A 19,344-nucleotide genomic window follows, 5' to 3' on the forward strand; every position below is an offset into this window, starting at 1 on the left:
GCCCAGGTCTGCTCGGCAAAGCGCAAGGCCTCTGGATGGCGCTTATCGGCCGCCAGCCACTGCTCCAGCTGCGCCTGCGCCTCCTCGCTCAACGCACCCGCGTGCAGACGCACCGCCCACTCGGCGGCCGCTTCAGTAATGCTCTGCTGTTCGGGGCCTTGGCTCATCAGGTGTGAATCTCTATTTCTCGTTATATATAAGCAGTGACGTCTCGCCGGCTAAAACTCAGTAAGCCGTTCATCCACATATTTGAAAGTTATTTCTCGGGCTCTTGTAGACGCTGCATGACGTAAGCCAAGGCTTTCGACAGATGCTTTTGCACCGAGCTGTCGGAAATTTCAAGATGGCGCGCAACTTGAGCATGGGTCATGCCCTCGATGCGGTTGAGACGGAAGATTTCCTGGGTGCGTTCGGGCAATTCGGACAATGCCTGCTTTAGAGCCATGCGCTGTTGTTCAGCCATCGCCTGGGCCTCCAGCCCTGCCATTTCGTCTTCGATTTCGGCCAGTGCTTCATGGGGGACCGTATCGGTCTTGCGCCGGGTTTCCTGGCGGATATGATCGACCAGCAGGTTGCCAGCAATGCGATAGAGGTAACCGGGGGAGTTGTCGATGTGCTCTTTGCGGTCACGCTCGGCCATGCGCAGAAAACTTTCCTGCACCAGGTCCGCGGCCAGTTGTGGGTCTCGTACCTTGCGCGCCAGATACCCGCGCAGGGTACTGGCATGCTTGAGGAACAAGCCCTTGAGATCCGTATCCAACAAACCGACTCCCTGAGCATGAAGGAAAGGGGCCGCTATCTTACTTTTTGTCGAGAATGATTTTCAATTGGTATTGTGTTTCATTAGTACAAAGTGTGCCGCCTGTTCACGCCTGCAAATAGCGCAATACGGCATCACACATCATGTCGCGCTGACGCTGCTTGACCTGCAGATCAGAGAAGTCGACCTGGAAAATTTCACCCAGGGTGTAGCGATTCGATACCCGGTAAAAACAGAATGAGCTGACCAGCAAATGCACATCCAGCGGGTTGAGCCCGGCACGGAACACCCGTTGTTCAACCCCGCGCTGCAGGATGTTTTCAAGTGCCTGCACGATCGTGTCGTTCATGGCCTTGATGCCTTCGGAGCGCTTGATGTACTCGCCCTTGTGGATATTTTCGATGCTGACGATACGTACAAAATCCGCATTCATGTCGTGGTGGTCGAAGGTGAATTCCACCAGTCGTTGAATCGCCAGAACCGGCTCAAGCTGATCCAGATTCAAGCAGCTTTCGATGCTGCGGATTTCGCCGTACAACTTCTCCAGCACCTCGACGTAGAGTTGCTCCTTGCTGGTGAAGTAGTAATAGATCATGCGCTTGGAGGTTTTAGTGCGCTCGGCAATCGCATCCACCCGCGCCCCCGCCAGGCCTTGTTCGACGAACTCGACAATGGCTTCTTGCAGGATATTTTCCCGGGTCTTTTCAGGGTTGTTCTTACGGCTTTTACGCGGTTCGACTACCGGTGCCGTGGCGCCGGTATCGACTTCTGGAGTATTGGTCATTTAAGGCTCACGGCCAGGTTGGAGTGCCCGGGATTATGGGGCGCCCCGCCCCATGAAGGAAGTCGCCCTACAACTTTGCCTGACGCACCGCACCACTGCGTGACTTGGCCATCGCCGCCAGGCGCACCGCAACGTTCGCCGCGCCATACCCGGCATAGCCATTTTTGCGTTGCAGCAACTCGAAGAAAAACCGTCCTTCAAACGCCTCGGTGTACACATGAAACAGCTCGCCACCCTGGGCATCGCGGTCATACAGCACGTTGAAATAGGCCAGTTTGCTCAGGAATTCGTCATCAAAATCAAAGCGCGCCGCCAGGTCGTCGTAATAATTGAGCGGGATATCCAGCAGCGGCACGCCTGCGGCTTTGGCGCGACTGACTTCGGCGAACAGGTCGTCACACTCAAAGGCGATATGGTGCACACCCGAGCCGCGATAACTCGACAGAGCATGTGAGATCGCGGTGTTTCTGTTTTCGGAAATGTTCAGCGGCAAGCGAATCGAGCTGCAACGGCTACGCAGCGCGCGGCTCTTTACCAGACCATAGGGGTCGGGGAGCACCACTTCGTCATCGGCTTCGAAATCCAGCAGGCTCTTATAGAACAGTACCCAGCTGTCGAGGCTGTCGGCGGGTAATGCCATCGCCATATGATCGATGCGTTTAAGGCCGCCCTGGGGTGATGGGGCTGACGTGAGGTTGAAGTCAGATTCATACAACGGCTTGCCGGTAGCGTCTTTGTCCACCAGATAAATCAGGCTGCCATCGGGCGCACGCACTGCCGCCAGCTCCAGTTCGTTAGGGCCGACCAGCCCGCGATAAGGCTGCCCCTTGTAGGCCACGGCACGGGCCAGTGCGCTGGCACTGTCTTGCACCCGAATGGCAGTGGCACATAAAGATGGACCGTGGGCCTCAAAAAAGTTATGGGCAAAAGAATAGGGTTCGGCGTTGAGGATCAGGTTGATATCACCCTGGCGCAGCAAGCTCACATTTTTTGAGCGGTGCTGCCCGGCCTTGCTGAAACCCAGGCGCTCAAGCCAGTGGGTCAGTTGCGCGCCCTGGCTTTCATCCACGGTAAATTCGAGAAACTCGATGCCGTCGTACGGGCTGGCAGCGGGCGGGGCGAACAATGGCTCCAAGGTAGCGACCGGGGCATTTTGCAGGGCAAGCCGCTCGCGGGTTTTCTCTTCCAGATACAGCAACGAACGCAAGCCATCGGCCGCATTGGCGCGGGGCGGAGCGGCGCGAAAACCGTCGTTGAAGATCTCCAGCGACAGCGGCCCGGTGTAGCCACTTTGTATGATCGGTGCCAGGAAGCCTGGCAGATCGAACTCGCCCTGCCCCGGGAAACAGCGGAAGTGACGGCTCCACTCCAGCACATCCATCGCCAGAATCGGGGCGTCTGCCATCTGTACAAAGAAGATTTTGTCACCCGGAATCTGCGCAATGCCACTCGGGTCACCCTTGAGGGACAGGGTGTGGAAGCTGTCGAGCAATACGCCGAGGTTGGGGTGATCGACCTCGCGCACCAGGTCCCAGACCTGTTGCCAGGTGTTGACATGACGGCCCCAGGCCAGGGCTTCGTAACCAATACGCAGATTGCGCGCCCCGGCGCGCTCGGCGAGCAGGCTCAGGTCATCGAGCAGAATCTGCCGGTCACCCACCGAATCCGTTGCGGCATTGCTGCACACCAGCACCAGATCGGTGCCCAGCTCCTGCATCAGGTCAAACTTGCGTTCGGCGCGGTCGAGGTTGCGGGCCAAACGGTCGCGGCGGCAGCCTTCAAAATCACGAAACGGCTGAAACAGGCTTATTTCCAACCCCAGATCGGTACATATCTGACGCACCTCTCGGGGGCTGCCGTCATAATACAGCAGGTCGTTTTCAAAAATTTCGACCCCGTCAAAACCTGCCGCCGCAATGGCATCGAGCTTCTCCGGCAGGGTGCCGCTCAAGGAAACCGTGGCGATCGAACGCTTCATTTATAACTCCCAGGATTGGCGCAGCCTGCAGGCGACGGCATTTCTTAATGGCTTGATTATTAAGGGCGCCCTATTATTGAGCAACCAATCTGTACCAACCGGTTAGTTTTGCGTGCGATTATCGAACAATATGGCCTATCTTGAATTGACGACTTTTTGTCCACTCGCCACCATCAAGCCCGTACTCCCTGCGTCACTTGTTGTGCAACACCACATAAAAATTCCAAGAAACGGGTAAACATCCATGGTCCCTTCTCCGACTGCACGCACCACTTCTGCCCATGCTCCAAACGCAGGAATCGGTGACAAGATTCGCGGCACCCTGGCGACTGGCAAAACCCGTTGGGGCATGCTCGCACTGGTGTTTTTCGCCACCACCCTCAACTTTATCGACCGTGCTGCCCTGGGCGTAATGCAACCGATCCTGGCCAAGGAGATGAGCTGGACGGCGATGGATTACGCCAACATCAACTTCTGGTTTCAGGTGGGCTACGCCATCGGCTTCGTGCTGCAAGGCCGACTGATCGACCGTGTCGGGGTCAAGCGCGTGTTCTTCTGCGCCGTGTTGCTGTGGAGCCTGGCCACCGGCGCCCATGGCCTGGCCACTTCGGCGGTGGGCTTTATGATCTGCCGCTTTATCCTCGGCATCACTGAAGCCGCCAATTACCCGGCCTGCGTAAAAACCACGCGCCTGTGGTTCCCGGCCAGCGAGCGCGCCGTGGCCAGCGGCATCTTCAACGCCGGCACCAACGTAGGCGCCATGTTCACGCCGATGATGTTGCCGCTGGTACTGCATGTGTGGGGCTGGCAGGCGGCCTTTTTGTGCATGGCAGCCTTGGGCGGTATCTGGCTGATCTTCTGGGGTTTGAAGTACTACAACCCGGAAGAGCACCCGACCGTCACCAAGGCCGAGCTGGACTACATCCAACAAGAGAAAGAGCCTGAGCAAACCACCGTCTCGTTCGGCACCATCCTCAAGATGCGCGGCACATGGGCATTCGCCTTGTCCTACGCCATGACGGCACCGGTGTTCTGGTTCTACCTGTACTGGCTGCCGCCGTTCCTGAACCAGCAATACAACCTGGGCATCAGCGTGACGCAAATGGGCATCCCGCTGATCATCATCTACATCACTGCCGATTTCGGCAGTGTGGGCGGCGGGATCCTGTCATCGGTTCTGATCAAACGCGGCATGGCGGCAGTCAAGGCGCGCCTGGTGTCGATGCTGTTGTGTGCCATCAGCATCATCGGCGTGGTCATGGCCGCAGGCTCCAGCCAGCTGTGGGTCGCCGTGGGCGCCATTGCCCTGGCCCTGGGTGCGCACCAGGCCTGGACGGCCAACGTGTGGAGCATGGTGATGGACTACACGCCCAAACATATGATGGGCACCGTGTTCGGCTTTGGCGGCATGTGCGCTGCGATCGGCGGGATGTTTATGACCCAGTTCGTGGGCTATGTGCTGACGGTCACCAACAATAATTACACCTTGCTGTTCACCATGATTCCAGCGATGTACTTCATTGCGTTAGTGTGGATGTACTTCATGGCACCGCGAAAAATCCCGCAGGTTTAGCGCATAGAACACCGAGGTATTCGATGACATTACCCACACCCCTTTCGGGGGTGAACCAACCCTTGAAGGGCATCTTGCTGATTGTGACGGCCACAGCGCTGTTCTCCAGCCACGATGCGCTGTCCAAGTACCTCAGTGGTTTTTACCCGGTGGTGATGGTGGTGTGGGCACGTTACCTGGTGCATACCGTATTGATGGCAGGGATCTTTCTGCCGCAGTCGGGGTTGCGTGTACTACGCAGCAAACGGCCTTTGCTTCAGGTGTTGCGGGCTATCTGCCTGCTGGGCTCGGGCCTGTTCTTCACCTATGGCTTGCTGTTTATCCCGCTGGCTGAAAATACCGCGGTCAACTTTCTGGCACCGCTGCTGGTGGCGGCCTTGTCCGGGCCGCTGCTGGGCGAGACGGTCACGCGCGGGCAATGGTTGGCGGTGGTGTGCGGCTTTATCGGCGTGGTCATCATCATCCACCCGGGTGGCGAACTGTTTACCCCAGCGGTGTTACTGCCGATGGCTGCGGCGTTGTGCTTTAGCTGCTATCAAATCCTCACGCGCAAACTCAGCGCGTACGACAGCCCTACCACCAGCAACTTTTTTGCCGGGCTGTTCAATGTGCTGGTGATGAGTGCGCTGGTGCCTTTTTTCTGGCAAACGCCAACCCTGACCCACGGCCTGCAAATGCTGGCTTTGGGCAGCCTGGGCATGACTGCGCACTTGCTGCTGACCCAATCGTTTCGCGTTGCTGCACCGGCATTGCTGGCGCCATTCAGTTACTGCCAGATCGTATTCTCGGGGATATTGGGCTGGTTGCTATTTGACCACACACCAGATCTGGCCAGCCGGGTCGGTATTGCGATTATCTGTGCCAGCGGGTTGGCGGCGGCGTGGCAGCAGCGGCGCAGCCGCACATAATTCCCGTAGCAGCTGCCGAAGGAACGAGGCAGCTGCTACAGATTTTGCATTTGCCTCATATCCTTTTAAAAGTCGAAGAACACCGTCTCGCCTTCGCCCTGAATGCGGATGTCAAACCGATAGGCCGTTTTGCCATTTACTTCGCAACGCTGGGCGATCAGGGTTTCACGCCGTTGCGGCTGTTCGATCAGGTTAAGCACCGGGCACTTGGCATTGGCTTCTGGCTCATCGCTAAAGTACAGCCGCGTCTGCAAATGGATGTTGATACCCCGGGCAAACAGCGACACGTTGATATGCGGCGCCATCGGCACGCCAGCTGCGTTGTTCACCACGCCCGGCTTGATGGTATTGAGTGTCCACTCACCCGCATCGAAGGTGGTGGCGGTGCGACCAAAGCTGTTGAAGGCTTTTTCCGAGTCGAAGTTTTCGTCATAGACCCCTTTATGGTCGGCTTGCCAAAGCTCCAGAAAAGAGTCGCGCACCAGGTGGCCATTACCGTCATAAACGTTGCCAAACAGCACAATATGCTCGCCCGCAGCATCGGGTCTGGCCATTTCGCTCCAGATTTCCTCTGGACGCGACGGGTTGCCGGCCGCAGCCAGCGCCAGGCCGATATGCACGTAGGGACCAGCAGTTTGCGATGGGGTTTCCGGTAGCAGTTCGATAGGCATGACGGGGCTCCTCAGCAGTTTTCGAAGTGAGTCTGGCGCTGACCGCGCAGCACAATGTCAAAACGATAGGCCAGACAATCCATCGGATTGGCCGCGCCCATGTCCAACCGGGCAATCAGGCTCTGCACGGCATCGGCGTTGGTAATCGATTTGACGATCGGGCACATGGGGATCATCGGATCACCTTCGAAGTACAGCTGGGTAATCAGGCGCGTGGCAATCGAGGGGCCACTGATGGAAACGTGGATATGCGCCGGGCGCCAGTCGTTTGGCCCGTTGCGCCACGGGTAGGGCCCTGGCTTGACAGTGCGAAAGCTGTAATAACCTTCACTGTCGGTCAAGGTGCGGCCTACGCCGCCGAAGTTTGGGTCCAGCGGCGCCAGGTAGCGGTCGTTCTTGTGACGATACCGACCGCCTGCGTTGGCCTGCCAGATTTCCACCAAGGTATGAGGAATCGGCTTGCCATATTGATCGCGCACGCGACCTGCCAGGATGATCCGCTCGCCTATCGGCAAACCGCCATTATTGAAATTCAGCAGCAAGTCGTTGTCGAACTTGCCGAACTTAAGGTGGGAAAAGTCAGGCCCGCTGGTCTCACTCACCGATTGCGGGATGCTCACCAGCGCCTGACGCGGGGAACGGGCAATGGAAGTCTTGTAGTCAGGGGTCAGAGCTTTGGGGTGCCAGTTGCGGTCACGGATGATAAAGCGCCGGCTGTCTGCATCAGACATGTCGATCTCCTGTTGTTTTTATAAAGGCTGGGCGCCAGTTTTAACCAACAGGGGCGTAACGACTATTGAAAAGGCCAGGCCTATCCATAACCAAATGGTTATGGATAAATGCCTTCGCCGTAAGCTTGGCCCAATTCACGCAAAACCTCGACACACCCTTGCGCTGCCACCGACATCGGCACATGGGCGTTGCTGCAAATACCGATCGAACCGCCCGGCTCACGCTGGCCCAGGTCGATTTCTTGCAGCTCGCCACTGGCCAGGTCCAGGCGCACGGCATCCAGCGGGGCGATCCACACCGCATCGTTGCGCAGCACATAACGCCGGCTGAGGGTGATCGACAGGGTTTCCAGGCGCTGGCGGGACTGGCTGATGCCGCACTGCACAAACAGGCTGTCGGCAAAGGTGCGAATGGTGGTGTTGGCCAATGGCAAAACCAGCGGGTAATTTTCCAGCTGGCTGCGGTCCAGCGGTCCCCGGATCAAGGGGTGATCTGCGCGCACCACCAGGGTCATGGATTCGCTGTAGAGATGCTCAAAATTCATACCCTGAATTTCCGGGCTATCGGTCATGCGCCCCACTACCAAATCGACATCGCCTACCCGTAACTGCGATAACAGATAGGCGCTGGGCCCGGTCACGACGCTCACCACCAGCGACGAATGCCTGGCGTGCAGGCGCTGCACCAACTCGGGTATCAGCAGGCTTTCTACCGTCGACAACACCCCCAGACGCACCGTACCGCCCACGTATTCGCCACCCCGCAGAGCATTCACACCTTCACGCAAGGCCTGCACCGAAGGTGTCGCATAACGCAGAAAGGCCACCCCGGCCTCGGTCAGGGTGACCCCGCTTTTACTGCGTACAAACAGGCTGACCGTCAGTAACTCCTCAAGCTCCTTGAGGGTTTTTGACATCGCCGGCTGGCTTACCGCCAGCACATCCGCCGCCCGCGCCAGGCTGCCCTGGCGCGCCATCTCCAAAAAGCATACGAGGTGGCGGTACTTGATACGGGTATCGATATTCACAGGGCTAACAACTCCGGGGCGGGGATTGGCGTGGCGTATTCAACCACTTCAGCCCGATGCCCGGAACTGTATTAAGGCGTTCAGGTCTTTTTAGCGCAATGCCATACTCGCCCCCCACCCAAGAAACGTCTGACAGCCGGGCTGGCATTGTCCCGACTCAGCAACAACACTTGAACACACGATTTATCAGAGGACTCCCCCATGCTTTGGAAAAAAGGTCGACGTAGCGATAATGTCGAAGACGTACGCGATCAAGGCACCGGTGGTGGTGGCGGGATGCGGTTTGGCGGCGGCAAAGGTCTGAGTTTGATGGCCGTGGTGGTGATTGTTGGCATCGGTTTGTTGACCGGGCAGGACCCCATGCAGATCCTCGGACAGTTAAGCGGCCAGCTCACCGAACAGTCTTCGCCTCAGGTCACCCAGCCAGCCGGTCGCGCACCGGCGGCCAATGACGAGCAGGCCGATTTTGTACGGGCGATTCTGGGTGACACAGAGGACACCTGGCGCCAAGTGTTTCAGCAAGCCGGACGCAGCTATAAAGACCCGACCCTGGTGCTGTTTCGCGGTCAGATCAATTCGGCCTGCGGCTTTGCAACAGCTGCCAGCGGGCCGTTTTATTGCCCGGCCGACCAGAAGGTCTATCTGGATATGAGTTTCTTCCAGGAAATGGCCCAACGCTTCAAGGCTGCTGGCGATTTTGCCCAGGCTTATGTGATCGCTCACGAAGTTGGCCATCATGTGCAGACCTTGCTGGGTGTGTCGTCGAAAATGCAGATGGCCCGTCAACAAGGCAAGCGTATGGAAGGCGATGGTGGCTTGCTGGTGCGCCAGGAGTTGCAGGCCGACTGTCTGGCCGGGGTGTGGGCCAACCTTGCGCAAAAACGTCACAATTGGCTGGAAGCAGGCGATATAGAATCGGCCTTGAACGCCGCCAATGCCATTGGCGATGATCGCTTGCAGCAGCAAAGCCAGGGCCGTGTGATGCCGGACTCTTTTACCCACGGCACATCGGCACAACGGGTGAAGTGGTTCAAGACCGGTTTTGCCCAAGGCAATATCAACCAGTGCGATACCTTCTCGGCAGCGAGGCTTTAAATGGGAATACGCTCTATCGCTTCATTAATGGGCCTGATGCTGGCCTGCTCTGTGGTTCAAGCAGCCGAGCACGGAGTTAAAGAACTCAGCCCCGAACATCTCAAGATCGGCCCCGGCGAGTTGAGTGTCGGGGTGAGTCAGGACTGGAAACAGCCACTGCCTCAGGTGCAACGCGCACTGATCGTGATTCATGGTCGTCTGCGCAACGCCCAGACGTATTTACACAGCGCCGAGCAAGCCGCGACGCAGGCCGGGCAGCTGTCCACAACCCTGGTCATTGCACCGCAGTTTCTCAATGAAAGCGATGGCTCGCGCCATACCTTGCCCGACAATGTGCTGCGCTGGCATGCCAATGACTGGATGGCCGGTGCCCCTGCTGTGAGCCCACAGGCACTGAGTTCCTACGCGGCACTGGATCAGATCCTTGAGCGTCTTGATGACCGCAAGCGCTTCCCGGCCTTGCGCGAGGTGGTGATTGCCGGGCACTCCGGCGGCGCCCAAGTGGTGCAGCGCTATGCCCTGACCACCCAGGCCGATAAGGCCTTGCAGGCAGACGGGATCAAGGTGCGCTATGTAGTGGCCAACCCGTCTTCTTATGCCTACTTCAATGCACAGCGACCGATTCCGACCTTTGATGCTGCAAACTGCCCGGGCTTCAATACCTGGAAATACGGGCTCAAGGATCTGCCAGCCTACGCAGATGGGCAAAAACACCGACAGTTGGAACAGGCCTATATAGAGCGCGACATTACCTATCTGCTAGGCGCCAAGGACATCGACCCCAACCACCCGGCGCTTGATAAAGGCTGCGAAGCCGAGGCCCAGGGGGCGTTCAGGCTGGTAAGGGGCAAGAACTACTTTGAGTATTTGACCCAGCGCCATCCACAAGGGCTCAATCAACGGTTGATTGAAGTGCCCGGGGTGGGGCACAACGGCGATCAGATGTTTACCTCGCCTGAAGGTCAGAAGGCGTTGTTTGGCGAGTAAGAGCACCCTGTGTAGCAGCTGCCGAAGGAACGAGGCTGCGTTCGATTGCAAAGCGATCGTGAAGTCTGAGTGCACGGTTTAACTGACTCACCGCGCTGCCTGGATTTACGACGGCTTCGCCGTCGAACGCAGCCTCGTTCCTTCGGCAGCTGCTACGCGTATTTCGTTAACCGAGCAACCGGCGCAGCGCGTAGCAGTCTTTGGCATGCCAGTCGGTCAGTTCCGGCCACGGGTTTTCAGGAACATTGACCAGTACGGTTTTGCTGCCTGCCGCGCGGCCACACGCCAGGTCAAAGTAGTAATCCCCCACCATTACCATGTTCGCCGCTGCTACATCCCATGCCCGCGCCAGTTGCAGCAGGCCGTCCGGGTCGGGTTTGTGCGCCGCGTTGTCCCGGCCCAGTACATCCCCGGGCGCAAAGCATTCGCCCAGGCCAATGGCCTTGAGGGTGATATGCGCCAGTTCCTGGGCATTTCGGGTCAGTATCCCCAGACGACAGCCACGAGCCGCCAGGTCGCGCACCAGCTCAACCGCGCCCGGCGCGGCAGTGGAGGCCTGTGCCAGCTCGCGCTCGTGCTCCAGCAGCCAGGCGTGTTTGGCCGCCGCCACCTCGGTGGGCAGGCCGTTGAGATGAGTGAGGATATCGGCATCCGCCGGGATCTCCAGCTCACGGCGGATCAGGGCAAAGTCATGCACGGCAACAGTCAGGGTGCCGTCCATGTCGAAAACCCAGTGTTTGACGTCCTTGAGTGTCATGCCCAGTCCTTGCGATGGCGGATCAACCCTTCCTGCGTGACCGAAGCCACCAGTTGGCCAGCGCGGTTGTAGACACTGCCACGGGAGAATCCACGGGAATTGCCCGCCCATGGACTGTCCATGGCGTAGAGCAACCAGTCATCGGCACGCAGGTCGGCATGGAACCACAGTGCGTGATCAAGGCTGGCGACCTGCATATCGTTTTGCCATACCCCTTTGCCATGGGGCAGCAAGGACGTGGTCAACAAGCCGAAGTCCGAGGCGTAGGCCAGCAGGTACTTATGCAGCGCCGGGGTATCGGGCAAGGTGCCGTCGGCGCGAAACCACACGTACTTGATCGGATCAGTGACCTTGGGGTTGAACGGGTCTTCTCCTACCACCGGGCGGAACTCGATAGGCTTGGCGCACAGCAGTTTTTCCCGCATCGACTCGGGGATCAGGTGCGCACGCAGGCGCATCATGTCCAGTTCCGAGGGCAGATTCTCAGGGCCCACAACGTCAGGCATAGTCGTCTGATGTTCAAAACCGCCTTCGTCGTACTGAAACGAGGCGCTGCTGGTAAAAATCGGCTGGCCCTTCTGGATCGCGGTCACCCGGCGCGTGCTGAAGCTGCCGCCGTCCCGCACGCGATCAACCTGATACACCACGGGCAAACCGGCATCACCAGGGCGCAGGAAATAGCCGTGCATAGAATGCACATGGCGGGCGTCTTCAACCGTCTGGCTCATGGCCGACAGCGATTGACCGAGCACCTGACCACCGAACAACTGGCGAAAGCCCAAGTCCTGACTGCTGCCGCGAAAGAGGTTCTCTTCGATCGGTTCCAGGGTCAGCAAATTGACCAGATCATCCAACACTTGGCTCATTCAGATTCTCCTCACACAGAGCATTACCGTCGTAATCTTCGTTACGCAGGTCAAAATTTTCGGCTTGCGCCGCTAAACACACCGCCTAGCCGTGCAGGGTTTCCAGCCACTGTGCCCGCGTGATCCGGTACAGCACATGGGGTCTGAGCGGGTCGCCTGCGGGCAGCAAGGGGTGTTCAAAATCACCGTCGACATCGTGCTGCATGCCAATCGCCTGCATGACTTTTTGCGAGGGCAGGTTCAGCTCGCTGGTAAACGACACCACCTGGTCCAGGGCCAGGCGATCAAAGGCGCAGCGCAACACGGCCCAGGCCGCCTCACTGGCGTAACCCAGGCCCCAGTGTTCGGGAGCCAGACGCCAGGCGATTTCTACGGCAGGGGTAAACGGCGCCTCGAACGACACATTCATCAGCCCGGTAAAGCCGATAAAGGCACCGGTGTCCTTGCGCTCCAATGCCCATACCCCGTAGCCATATTCGGCAAAGTGACCACGAACCCGGCCAATCAGCGCGGCGCTTTCAAGGCGGCTCAGGGGCGCCGGAAAATAGCGCATCACCTGAGGGTCGGCGCACATGGCAGCGAACTCGGGCAAGTCTGTGTCACGCCAGGGGCGCAAGTGCAAACGGGCACTTTCGAGCTCTTTGATCTGCTCCATCCGTCCTCTCCGATTTGTTACCGGGCTTTACATATGATGAGAGTGTACAGCGCTGGTAATATCCAGCGCTCGTTACGACGCGAAAATCCCTATGCCAGTGCCGCTGATTTACCACGATGACTACAGCCCGCAGTTCCCAGCGGAGCATCGTTTTCCTATGGATAAGTTCCGCCTGTTACGCGATCACCTGGTCGACTCCGGGCTGACCCTTGATGCAGAGCTGCTGCGTCCCGAATTATGCCCTGTGGATATCCTCGCCCTGGCCCATGACCGCAGCTATATCGAGCGCTATATGGCAGGCGAGCTGGCCCGCGAAGATCAACGCCGCCTGGGCCTGCCCTGGAGCGAGGCACTGGCGCGACGTACCGTTCGCGCCGTGGGCGGATCTCTGCTGGCCGCCGAGCAGGCGCTTGAGCACGGCCTGGCCTGCCATCTGGCGGGCGGCACTCATCACGCGCACTACGATCACCCGGCGGGTTTTTGCATCTTCAACGATCTGGCGATTATCAGCCGCTATATGCTGGAAAGCGGCCGGGTAAACCGCGTACTGATTTTTGACTGCGATGTGCATCAGGGCGACGGTACTGCGCGAATTCTTGAACATACGCCGGATGCCATTACCGTTTCCCTGCACTGCGAAAAAAACTTTCCGGCACGCAAGGCGCAAAGCGACTGGGACATCGGCCTGCCTATGGGTATGGGCGATGCTGAATATTTGCAAGTGGTGGACGAGGCGCTCAATTACCTGCTGCCGTTGTATCAACCGGATCTGGTGCTGTATGACGCCGGGGTCGATGTGCATAAAGACGACGCCCTGGGCTATTTGAAGCTCACCGATGAAGGTGTGGCGGCCCGTGACGAGAGCGTGATGCGCCACTGCCTGGGTCGCGACATACCGGTGGTCGGGGTGATTGGCGGCGGATACAGCAAGGATCGCAAGGCCCTGGCGCGCCGCCACGGGATATTGCATCACAGTGCACAGAAGGTCTGGCTGTCATCAGGTTGTCACTGAGGTGTGATTTTACCCACAATGCCTGTGGAACTGCCTGTGGATAACCTGAGTGAAAGCGCCTGCAGGGCACAGAGAACATGGCCTCCAGAAGGCTGTATGTTTTTCGTACAGCCATCGCTATCTCTGTAGCAGCTGCCGAGGGACGAAGGCTGCTGCTACAGGGGATCTGCTCCGCCCAGTCAGGTAGAATGCCCGGCCTATTTCGCCGATTTGCAGCCCTGCCATGACTGAACCCTCCACACTCCCTTCCCGTCACGTCGCCATTATTGGCGGTGGCCCCGCCGGTTTGATGGCCGCCGAAGTGTTGAGTCAGGCGGGGATGAAGGTCGATCTCTACGATGGCATGCCGTCGGTGGGCCGCAAGTTTCTGCTGGCCGGGGTCGGCGGCATGAATATCACCCATTCCGAAGCCTACCCGGCTTTCCTGTCGCGCTACGCCGAACGCGCACCGCAGATGGCACCGTTGCTGCGCGCCTTCGATGCCGATGCGTTGTGCCAGTGGATTCATGAGTTGGGGATCGAAACCTTTGTCGGCAGTTCCGGCCGGGTGTTCCCCACCGATATGAAAGCCGCGCCGCTGCTGCGCGCATGGCTCAAGCGCCTGCGCGAGTCCGGTGTAGTTATCCACACCCGCCACCGCTGGCTGGGTTGGCAGGCCGATGGCCAGTTGCTGGTGGACAGTCCCGAAGGCCAAAAGCAGCTCAACCCCGACGCGGTGCTACTGGCCCTGGGCGGTGGCAGTTGGGCGCGACTGGGCTCGGACGGTGCCTGGATGCCCTTGCTGGCTGAACGCGGTGTTGACCTGGCCCCCTTGCAGCCGAGCAATTGCGGGTTTGATGTGGCGGGCTGGAGCGAGGTGCTGCGCAGCAAGTTCGCCGGCGCCCCGCTGAAAAACATCGCCATTGCCCTGGAACACAGCACGCCGCGCCTGGGCGAATGCGTGATTACCGCCACAGGCATTGAAGGCAGCTTGATTTACGCCTGGTCGGCGCCGATTCGTGAAGCGATCAATCAACAGGGTGAAGCGACGATCCTGATCGACCTGCTGCCGGGCAAGCCTGTGGATAAAATCCAGGCAGCCTTGGCCAAACCCCGCGGCTCACGCTCGATGAGCAAGCATTTGCACAGCCAGCTGGGGATTGATGGGGTAAAAGCGGCGCTGTTGCGCGAGCTGGCGCCTGCAGAATGCTTCAATGACCCGGCGCAACTGGCTCAGGCCATCAAGGCGCTACCGTTGAAGCTGATAAAAGCCCGCCCCTTGGACGAAGCCATCAGCAGCGCCGGTGGCGTGCGGTTCGAGGCTGTGGATGAAAATCTGATGCTCAGGCAATTACCCGGCGTGTTTTGTGCAGGCGAGATGCTGGATTGGGAAGCACCCACCGGCGGCTACTTGCTCACGGGCTGTTTTGCCAGTTGTCGTGCCGCAGGGTTAGGGGTATTAAGCTGGTTGAAGGCTAAACGTTGACCGTCCCTGTGGGAGCGAGCCTGCTCGCGAAGGCCGTTCGCGAGCAGGCTCGCTCCCACAGTTGGAGTTTTTAGCCTCGAGCGGGCTTACGGCTTGCGCTTGCGCGGGCCGGTGTTGAATACAGGCACTTTGCGCACCGGCTTTACCGATGGCTCGGCGGGTGCTGCTTCGCCGCTATCCACCCATTTGCCTAGGTTGCGCTTGCCGCCACCGCCCGAGGTTTTCGGTTTTTTCGGCTTCTTCGGCTTTTTGATCACCTGCCCCGAAGCATCAGTTTCAGGCACTCGGTGCTCAGGCTCGAAATCCTGCTCTTCGTGGCGTGGTAACGTCTGACGGGTCAACATCTCGATCGCCGACAGCATGTTCACTTCATCAGCACAGACCAGCGAAATGGCTTCGCCCTTCTGACCGGCACGACCGGTGCGACCAATACGGTGAATATAGTCTTCGGCCACGATGGGCAGGTCGAAGTTGACCACCAGCGGCAGGTCTTCGATGTCCAGGCCACGGGCAGCCACATCGGTAGCCACCAGAATCTGCACTTCGCTGGCCTTGAAGCGGTCCAGCGCCCGTTGGCGCGTGGCCTGTGGCTTGTCGCCATGAATACCGTCAGCGTTGATCCCCAGACCTTGCAGCTTGCCTACCAATTCATCGACACCGTTGCGGGTCTTGGCGAACACCAGGACCTGCTTCCAGTGCTGGGTGCGCAACAAGTGCAAAAACAGCTCAGCCTTGCGCTTTTTGTCGACCGGGATGACCCACTGCTTGACGCTGCTGGCCGCCACGTTGCGCGGGCTGACTTCGATGCTCAGCGGGTTGTCGAGCATCTGCTCGGCCAACAGGCGGATCGCGTCAGAAAAGGTCGCCGAGAACAGCAGGGTCTGACGCTTTTTCGGCAAGGCGCGGTAGATATCACGCAGCTCTTCGGAGAAGCCCAGGTCGAGCATGCGGTCAGCTTCGTCGAGGATCAGGGTTTGCAGCTGGTTGAACTTGATCGCTTTCTGGCGATAGAGGTCCAGCAGACGGCCCGGTGTGGCCACCAGTACATCAACGCCTTTGCGCATTTTCATCATTTGCGGGTTGATGCTGACACCGCCGTACACCGCGTAGGTGCTCAACGGCAGGTGTTCGGCGTACTGGCGAATGCTTTCGTGAACCTGTTCGGCCAGTTCGCGGGTCGGCACCAGCACCAGTGCACGCACCGAGTTGCTGGCCACTTTCGGGCCTTCCATGGTCAGCGACTGCAGCAACGGTAAAGCGAAACCGCCAGTTTTGCCGGTACCGGTCTGGGCCGCAGCCATCAGGTCGCGACCAGCCAGTACTGCGGGAATCGCTTGGGCCTGAACCGGGGTTGGGGTCTTGTAGCCGAGCGTCTCAAGGGCGCGCAGCAGGGGTTCGATCAGGCCAAGGGTGGCGAATGTCATGGGGATACCGTCGAAAAAGGTCAGCGCGTGGGTGCATAAGTTGCAATGGCGCGCAGTTTACCCTAATTCAGGCCGGTTTCTGCTTGCGCCACTGTGGCAAACCGATCAACACCACCGCACTGATGATGACCGCCATGGCCAGGCACTCCTCAAAACCGATGCTCTCGCCGGCAAAGGCAATCCCCAGCATGACCGCCACCGCCGGATTGACGTAGGCATAGCTGGTGGCCGCCGCCGGCCGCACATTCTTAAGCAGGTACATATAGGCGCTGAAGGCGATGATCGAGCCGAAGAACACCAGATACAGCAGCGCACCCCAGCCTGCAGCGGTGGGCATTTGAGTCATGCGCTCGCCACTGAGCAGACTGCCCGCCAGCAATACGGCACCGGCGGTGAGCATTTCCGCAGCGCTGGCCATTGGCCCTGCTGGCAGTGGCAAGTGGCGGCTCCACACCGAACCAAAGGCCCAGGCCGCGGCGGCAAAGATCACCATTGCCGCGCCCATTGGACTGGCCTGCAGGTTGGAGCCCAGGTTGAGCATGCCGATGCCGATCAGCCCCAGGACAATCCCGGCCCATTCCAGGCGGGTGTTGCGGTTGCCCCAGAAGTAACCAAACAGCAGGGTGAACAGGGGCACGGTGGCTACGGCCAGGGCGGCGACGCCGGAAGCTACGCCCGAGTGTTCGGCCAGGGTCACACCGCCGTTGCCGCACGCCAGCAACAGAAAGCCGATCATGGCTGCCGAACGCCATTGCACGGCAGTGGGTGCGGGGGCACCGCGCCAGCGCATAAAGCCATACATCAGGCTGCCCGCAATCAGGAAGCGCACGCCAGCCATCATCAACGGCGGCCAGGACTCAATACCGATGCGGATAGCCAGATAAGTCGAGCCCCAAATGATGTACAAGGCAAAAAAAGCACCGATCAGTTGTAGCGGAAAACGACGTGCGGCAGGCATGAAGGCAGCTCAAGGGCAGAGGCAGGGGACTGGAGAGTTTAGACAGGGCGCCGGGAAATAATAAGTAACAGAACGCACCAAAAGGGGCCGTACACTTTTCGATGGAGATCAAATAGCCCTCTCCCAAAGGGAGAGGGTCGCTTTTAAAACCCGCGATACCGCTTGAGATGCTCATTGATCTTCGCCGCCGGGACTTTCTGCAAGCTGCACAACAGGTCGTGGTTCAATTCACGTAACCCGTGCTTCTGGCGCAGTTGCTCAGCCAGGTGAGCCGTCAAGTTGGCCGCCATTTCCGCATCGGCCATGGCCCGGTGAGCTTTGCCGGTGTGGGGCAAGTCGGCAAAGGTGGTCAGCGTGCCCAGCTTGTGGTTAGGCGCCGCAGGCATCAGGCGACGCGCCAGCAACAATGAACAGGCGAAGTTCTGTAAACGGGTGCGCTTGATGCGGCCCATTTCAAAATCCCAGAATTTTTGGTCAAACGCAGCATTGTGCGCCAGCAACGGGGTAATGCCGACGAACTCGTTGACCTCGTTCATCACCTGCTCAGCCGACGGCGCGGTGCGCAACATGGCGTTGCTGATGCCGGTCAACTGCTCGATAAACCCAGGCACCCGCACACCGGCATTCATCAGGCTTTGATAACGCTCGACAATGCGACCGCGCTCAAGAATCACCACGGCAATTTCAGTGGCCCGGCAGGTGCTGCTCGGGGAGATGCCGGTGGTCTCAAAGTCAATTACCGCGATGCGTTCCAAACCTGGTCAATCCTGTAAAAAATAAGGGTTACTTAAGCAGCAAATTGCCTTCAATCGGCACATAGCGGCTGGCAGCGCGAATCAATGAATTGGCCGTCAGACCGGGCACACCGTAGGCCACGGTTTCAACCCCATGCTTGCTGGCAATACGCTCCAGGAGCAGGTCGAAATCACCGTCACCCGAGGCCAGTACCACTTCGTCGACATTGGCTGCCGAGTCCATGATATCGATGGTAATGCCCACATCCCAGTCGCCCTTGGCCGAGCCATCGCTGCGCTGGATATAGGGTTTGAGTTTTACGATAAAACCGAGGTTGCGCAGGATCTGCTGAAACTGCTGCTGCTTGCTGTCACCCCGGTCAATCGCATAGGCATAGGCTTCGACAATTTCACCGCGCTTGCTGATATCAGCCCACAGGGCGGCGTAATTGAAATGGCAGCCATAGGCCTGGCGAACCGTGTAATAAAGGTTCTGCACATCCGCGAAGACCGCAATTTTTTTCACCGGCAAACCTCATGGCGCCCGGGCAGCGGGCACGCGACTGAAAAACAAGGCTGCAGTATGCCAGCCTGCCGGGGGTTTGCGCGGATAAACCGCCCGGCGTGCAATAAGGCACCGAGCGATGGACTCAAACGTAGGAGTCGTCGTCAGAAAAGAAGCCGTCATCGTCCAGGCCGACGTCTTCAATTCCCGAGCCGCTATTGGCGTATTGCTGGTTGCCGCTGCCCCAGCCAGCGTCGCTGACAGAGCCTGGTTGTTCGATGATTTCCTCGACAATCTGCGGCTGCTGATTGTGGTGGAACAGGCTACTGATGCCTTGCGCCAGCATCACGCCGCCCGCCACACCCGCTGCCGTTTTCAGGGCTCCGCCCAAAAAGCCGCTGCCCAATGCTGGGGCCGGCGCCGCTGCTGCTGGTTGAGGGGCCACGACAGGAG

Annotated in this window: 21 protein-coding genes; 6 read left to right on the forward strand and 15 right to left on the reverse strand. The window is 58.9% G+C overall.

Annotated features, from left to right (window positions below; translation table 11 throughout):
• From GHO03_RS18965 to quiC, 4 genes are all read right to left on the reverse strand, one after another.
• The coding region (locus tag GHO03_RS18965) for a DUF4880 domain-containing protein (protein WP_178110336.1) at positions 1–170 on the reverse strand (170 nt) is incomplete at its 3' end.
• 86 nt (positions 171–256) lie between these two features.
• The gene (locus GHO03_RS18970; protein ID WP_095018398.1) at positions 257–763 is read right to left on the reverse strand and encodes an RNA polymerase sigma factor; all 507 of its coding nucleotides are present in this window, start codon (positions 761–763) and stop codon (positions 257–259) included.
• Positions 764–866: 103 nt separating this feature from the next.
• Complete coding sequence (locus tag GHO03_RS18975) at positions 867–1,544, reverse strand: TetR/AcrR family transcriptional regulator (RefSeq protein ID WP_095021298.1); 678 nt, start codon at positions 1,542–1,544, stop codon at positions 867–869.
• Between the two features lie 67 nt (positions 1,545–1,611).
• Entirely contained in the window at positions 1,612–3,522 is a 1,911-nt protein-coding gene (gene quiC, locus GHO03_RS18980; RefSeq protein ID WP_153400345.1) for a 3-dehydroshikimate dehydratase QuiC, read from the reverse strand.
• A gap of 244 nt (positions 3,523–3,766) precedes the next feature.
• On the opposite strand from quiC, the gene GHO03_RS18985 reads away from it, so the two are divergent.
• Both GHO03_RS18985 and GHO03_RS18990 read left to right on the forward strand, forming a co-directional pair.
• On the forward strand, positions 3,767–5,095 hold the full coding sequence (locus GHO03_RS18985) for an MFS transporter (protein WP_094999385.1): 1,329 nt from the start codon (positions 3,767–3,769) through the stop codon (positions 5,093–5,095).
• A 23-nt stretch (positions 5,096–5,118) separates the two neighbouring features.
• Entirely contained in the window at positions 5,119–6,003 is an 885-nt protein-coding gene (locus tag GHO03_RS18990) for a DMT family transporter (RefSeq protein WP_094999386.1), read from the forward strand.
• A 65-nt stretch (positions 6,004–6,068) separates the two neighbouring features.
• Here GHO03_RS18990 and pcaG read toward each other — a convergent pair whose 3' ends face one another.
• The 3 genes from pcaG to pcaQ form a co-directional block, all read right to left on the reverse strand.
• Positions 6,069–6,674: a protocatechuate 3,4-dioxygenase subunit alpha gene (pcaG, locus tag GHO03_RS18995; RefSeq protein ID WP_094999387.1), complete on the reverse strand. Its 606-nt coding sequence runs from the start codon at positions 6,672–6,674 to the stop codon at positions 6,069–6,071.
• A gap of 11 nt (positions 6,675–6,685) precedes the next feature.
• Entirely contained in the window at positions 6,686–7,405 is a 720-nt protein-coding gene (pcaH, locus tag GHO03_RS19000; RefSeq protein ID WP_016779340.1) for a protocatechuate 3,4-dioxygenase subunit beta, read from the reverse strand.
• A gap of 98 nt (positions 7,406–7,503) precedes the next feature.
• Complete coding sequence (gene pcaQ, locus GHO03_RS19005; RefSeq protein WP_094999389.1) at positions 7,504–8,433, reverse strand: pca operon transcription factor PcaQ; 930 nt, start codon at positions 8,431–8,433, stop codon at positions 7,504–7,506.
• Between the two features lie 201 nt (positions 8,434–8,634).
• Between pcaQ and GHO03_RS19010 the strand changes: the two genes are divergently transcribed.
• Together GHO03_RS19010 and GHO03_RS19015 are read left to right on the forward strand one after the other, a co-directional pair.
• Positions 8,635–9,528, forward strand: a complete 894-nt coding sequence (locus GHO03_RS19010) for a neutral zinc metallopeptidase (RefSeq protein WP_094999390.1) — start codon at positions 8,635–8,637, stop codon at positions 9,526–9,528.
• Complete coding sequence (locus GHO03_RS19015; RefSeq protein WP_095027000.1) at positions 9,529–10,515, forward strand: hypothetical protein; 987 nt, start codon at positions 9,529–9,531, stop codon at positions 10,513–10,515.
• 166 nt (positions 10,516–10,681) lie between these two features.
• Here GHO03_RS19015 and GHO03_RS19020 read toward each other — a convergent pair whose 3' ends face one another.
• The 3 genes from GHO03_RS19020 to GHO03_RS19030 form a co-directional block, all read right to left on the reverse strand.
• Positions 10,682–11,272, reverse strand: coding sequence for an HAD family hydrolase (locus tag GHO03_RS19020; protein WP_153400346.1), 591 nt, complete (start codon positions 11,270–11,272; stop codon positions 10,682–10,684).
• Positions 11,269–12,138, reverse strand: coding sequence for an acyl-CoA thioesterase II (gene tesB / locus GHO03_RS19025; RefSeq protein WP_094999393.1), 870 nt, complete (start codon positions 12,136–12,138; stop codon positions 11,269–11,271). Before tesB ends, GHO03_RS19020 begins: the two co-directional genes overlap by 4 nt.
• A gap of 85 nt (positions 12,139–12,223) precedes the next feature.
• Positions 12,224–12,793, reverse strand: a complete 570-nt coding sequence (locus GHO03_RS19030; protein ID WP_095018405.1) for a GNAT family N-acetyltransferase — start codon at positions 12,791–12,793, stop codon at positions 12,224–12,226.
• 91 nt (positions 12,794–12,884) lie between these two features.
• Between GHO03_RS19030 and GHO03_RS19035 the strand changes: the two genes are divergently transcribed.
• On the forward strand, positions 12,885–13,805 hold the full coding sequence (locus GHO03_RS19035; RefSeq protein WP_095018406.1) for a histone deacetylase: 921 nt from the start codon (positions 12,885–12,887) through the stop codon (positions 13,803–13,805).
• Positions 13,806–14,028: 223 nt separating this feature from the next.
• Positions 14,029–15,270 (forward strand): TIGR03862 family flavoprotein, encoded by a 1,242-nt coding sequence (locus tag GHO03_RS19040; RefSeq protein ID WP_153400347.1) that lies wholly within the window; start codon positions 14,029–14,031, stop codon positions 15,268–15,270.
• 86 nt (positions 15,271–15,356) lie between these two features.
• Here the strand turns inward: GHO03_RS19040 and GHO03_RS19045 are convergent, their stop codons facing one another.
• The 5 genes from GHO03_RS19045 to GHO03_RS19065 form a co-directional block, all read right to left on the reverse strand.
• Positions 15,357–16,694, reverse strand: a complete 1,338-nt coding sequence (locus GHO03_RS19045; RefSeq protein WP_094999397.1) for a DEAD/DEAH box helicase — start codon at positions 16,692–16,694, stop codon at positions 15,357–15,359.
• A gap of 67 nt (positions 16,695–16,761) precedes the next feature.
• Positions 16,762–17,652 carry a drug/metabolite exporter YedA gene (gene yedA, locus GHO03_RS19050; RefSeq protein ID WP_094999398.1) on the reverse strand — a complete coding sequence of 297 codons (891 nt, stop codon included), beginning with the start codon at positions 17,650–17,652 and terminating at the stop codon, positions 16,762–16,764.
• Positions 17,653–17,795: 143 nt separating this feature from the next.
• Entirely contained in the window at positions 17,796–18,407 is a 612-nt protein-coding gene (locus tag GHO03_RS19055; RefSeq protein ID WP_095018408.1) for a PolC-type DNA polymerase III, read from the reverse strand.
• Positions 18,408–18,435: 28 nt separating this feature from the next.
• Positions 18,436–18,912: an NYN domain-containing protein gene (locus GHO03_RS19060; protein ID WP_094999400.1), complete on the reverse strand. Its 477-nt coding sequence runs from the start codon at positions 18,910–18,912 to the stop codon at positions 18,436–18,438.
• 124 nt (positions 18,913–19,036) lie between these two features.
• Positions 19,037–19,344: DUF2076 family protein (locus tag GHO03_RS19065; RefSeq protein ID WP_153400348.1), on the reverse strand; the 308-nt coding region annotated here is incomplete at its 5' end.

The sequence above is a fragment of the Pseudomonas sp. FSL R10-1339 genome (assembly GCF_009600545.1).
GTDB lineage: Bacteria > Pseudomonadota > Gammaproteobacteria > Pseudomonadales > Pseudomonadaceae > Aquipseudomonas > Aquipseudomonas bubulae.

Coding starts and splice junctions, on each gene's coding strand:
- GHO03_RS18975 (WP_095021298.1), bottom strand. CDS start 1,544: ATGACCAATACTCCAGAAGTCGATACCGGCGCCACGGCACCGGTAGTC.
- GHO03_RS19040 (WP_153400347.1), top strand. CDS start 14,029: ATGACTGAACCCTCCACACTCCCTTCCCGTCACGTCGCCATTATTGGC.
- GHO03_RS18985 (WP_094999385.1), top strand. CDS start 3,767: ATGGTCCCTTCTCCGACTGCACGCACCACTTCTGCCCATGCTCCAAAC.
- GHO03_RS19020 (WP_153400346.1), bottom strand. CDS start 11,272: ATGACACTCAAGGACGTCAAACACTGGGTTTTCGACATGGACGGCACC.
- GHO03_RS19015 (WP_095027000.1), top strand. CDS start 9,529: ATGGGAATACGCTCTATCGCTTCATTAATGGGCCTGATGCTGGCCTGC.
- GHO03_RS19030 (WP_095018405.1), bottom strand. CDS start 12,793: ATGGAGCAGATCAAAGAGCTCGAAAGTGCCCGTTTGCACTTGCGCCCC.
- tesB (WP_094999393.1), bottom strand. CDS start 12,138: ATGAGCCAAGTGTTGGATGATCTGGTCAATTTGCTGACCCTGGAACCG.
- pcaG (WP_094999387.1), bottom strand. CDS start 6,674: ATGCCTATCGAACTGCTACCGGAAACCCCATCGCAAACTGCTGGTCCC.
- quiC (WP_153400345.1), bottom strand. CDS start 3,522: ATGAAGCGTTCGATCGCCACGGTTTCCTTGAGCGGCACCCTGCCGGAG.
- pcaH (WP_016779340.1), bottom strand. CDS start 7,405: ATGTCTGATGCAGACAGCCGGCGCTTTATCATCCGTGACCGCAACTGG.
- yedA (WP_094999398.1), bottom strand. CDS start 17,652: ATGCCTGCCGCACGTCGTTTTCCGCTACAACTGATCGGTGCTTTTTTT.
- GHO03_RS19045 (WP_094999397.1), bottom strand. CDS start 16,694: ATGACATTCGCCACCCTTGGCCTGATCGAACCCCTGCTGCGCGCCCTT.
- GHO03_RS19035 (WP_095018406.1), top strand. CDS start 12,885: ATGCCAGTGCCGCTGATTTACCACGATGACTACAGCCCGCAGTTCCCA.
- GHO03_RS19010 (WP_094999390.1), top strand. CDS start 8,635: ATGCTTTGGAAAAAAGGTCGACGTAGCGATAATGTCGAAGACGTACGC.
- GHO03_RS18990 (WP_094999386.1), top strand. CDS start 5,119: ATGACATTACCCACACCCCTTTCGGGGGTGAACCAACCCTTGAAGGGC.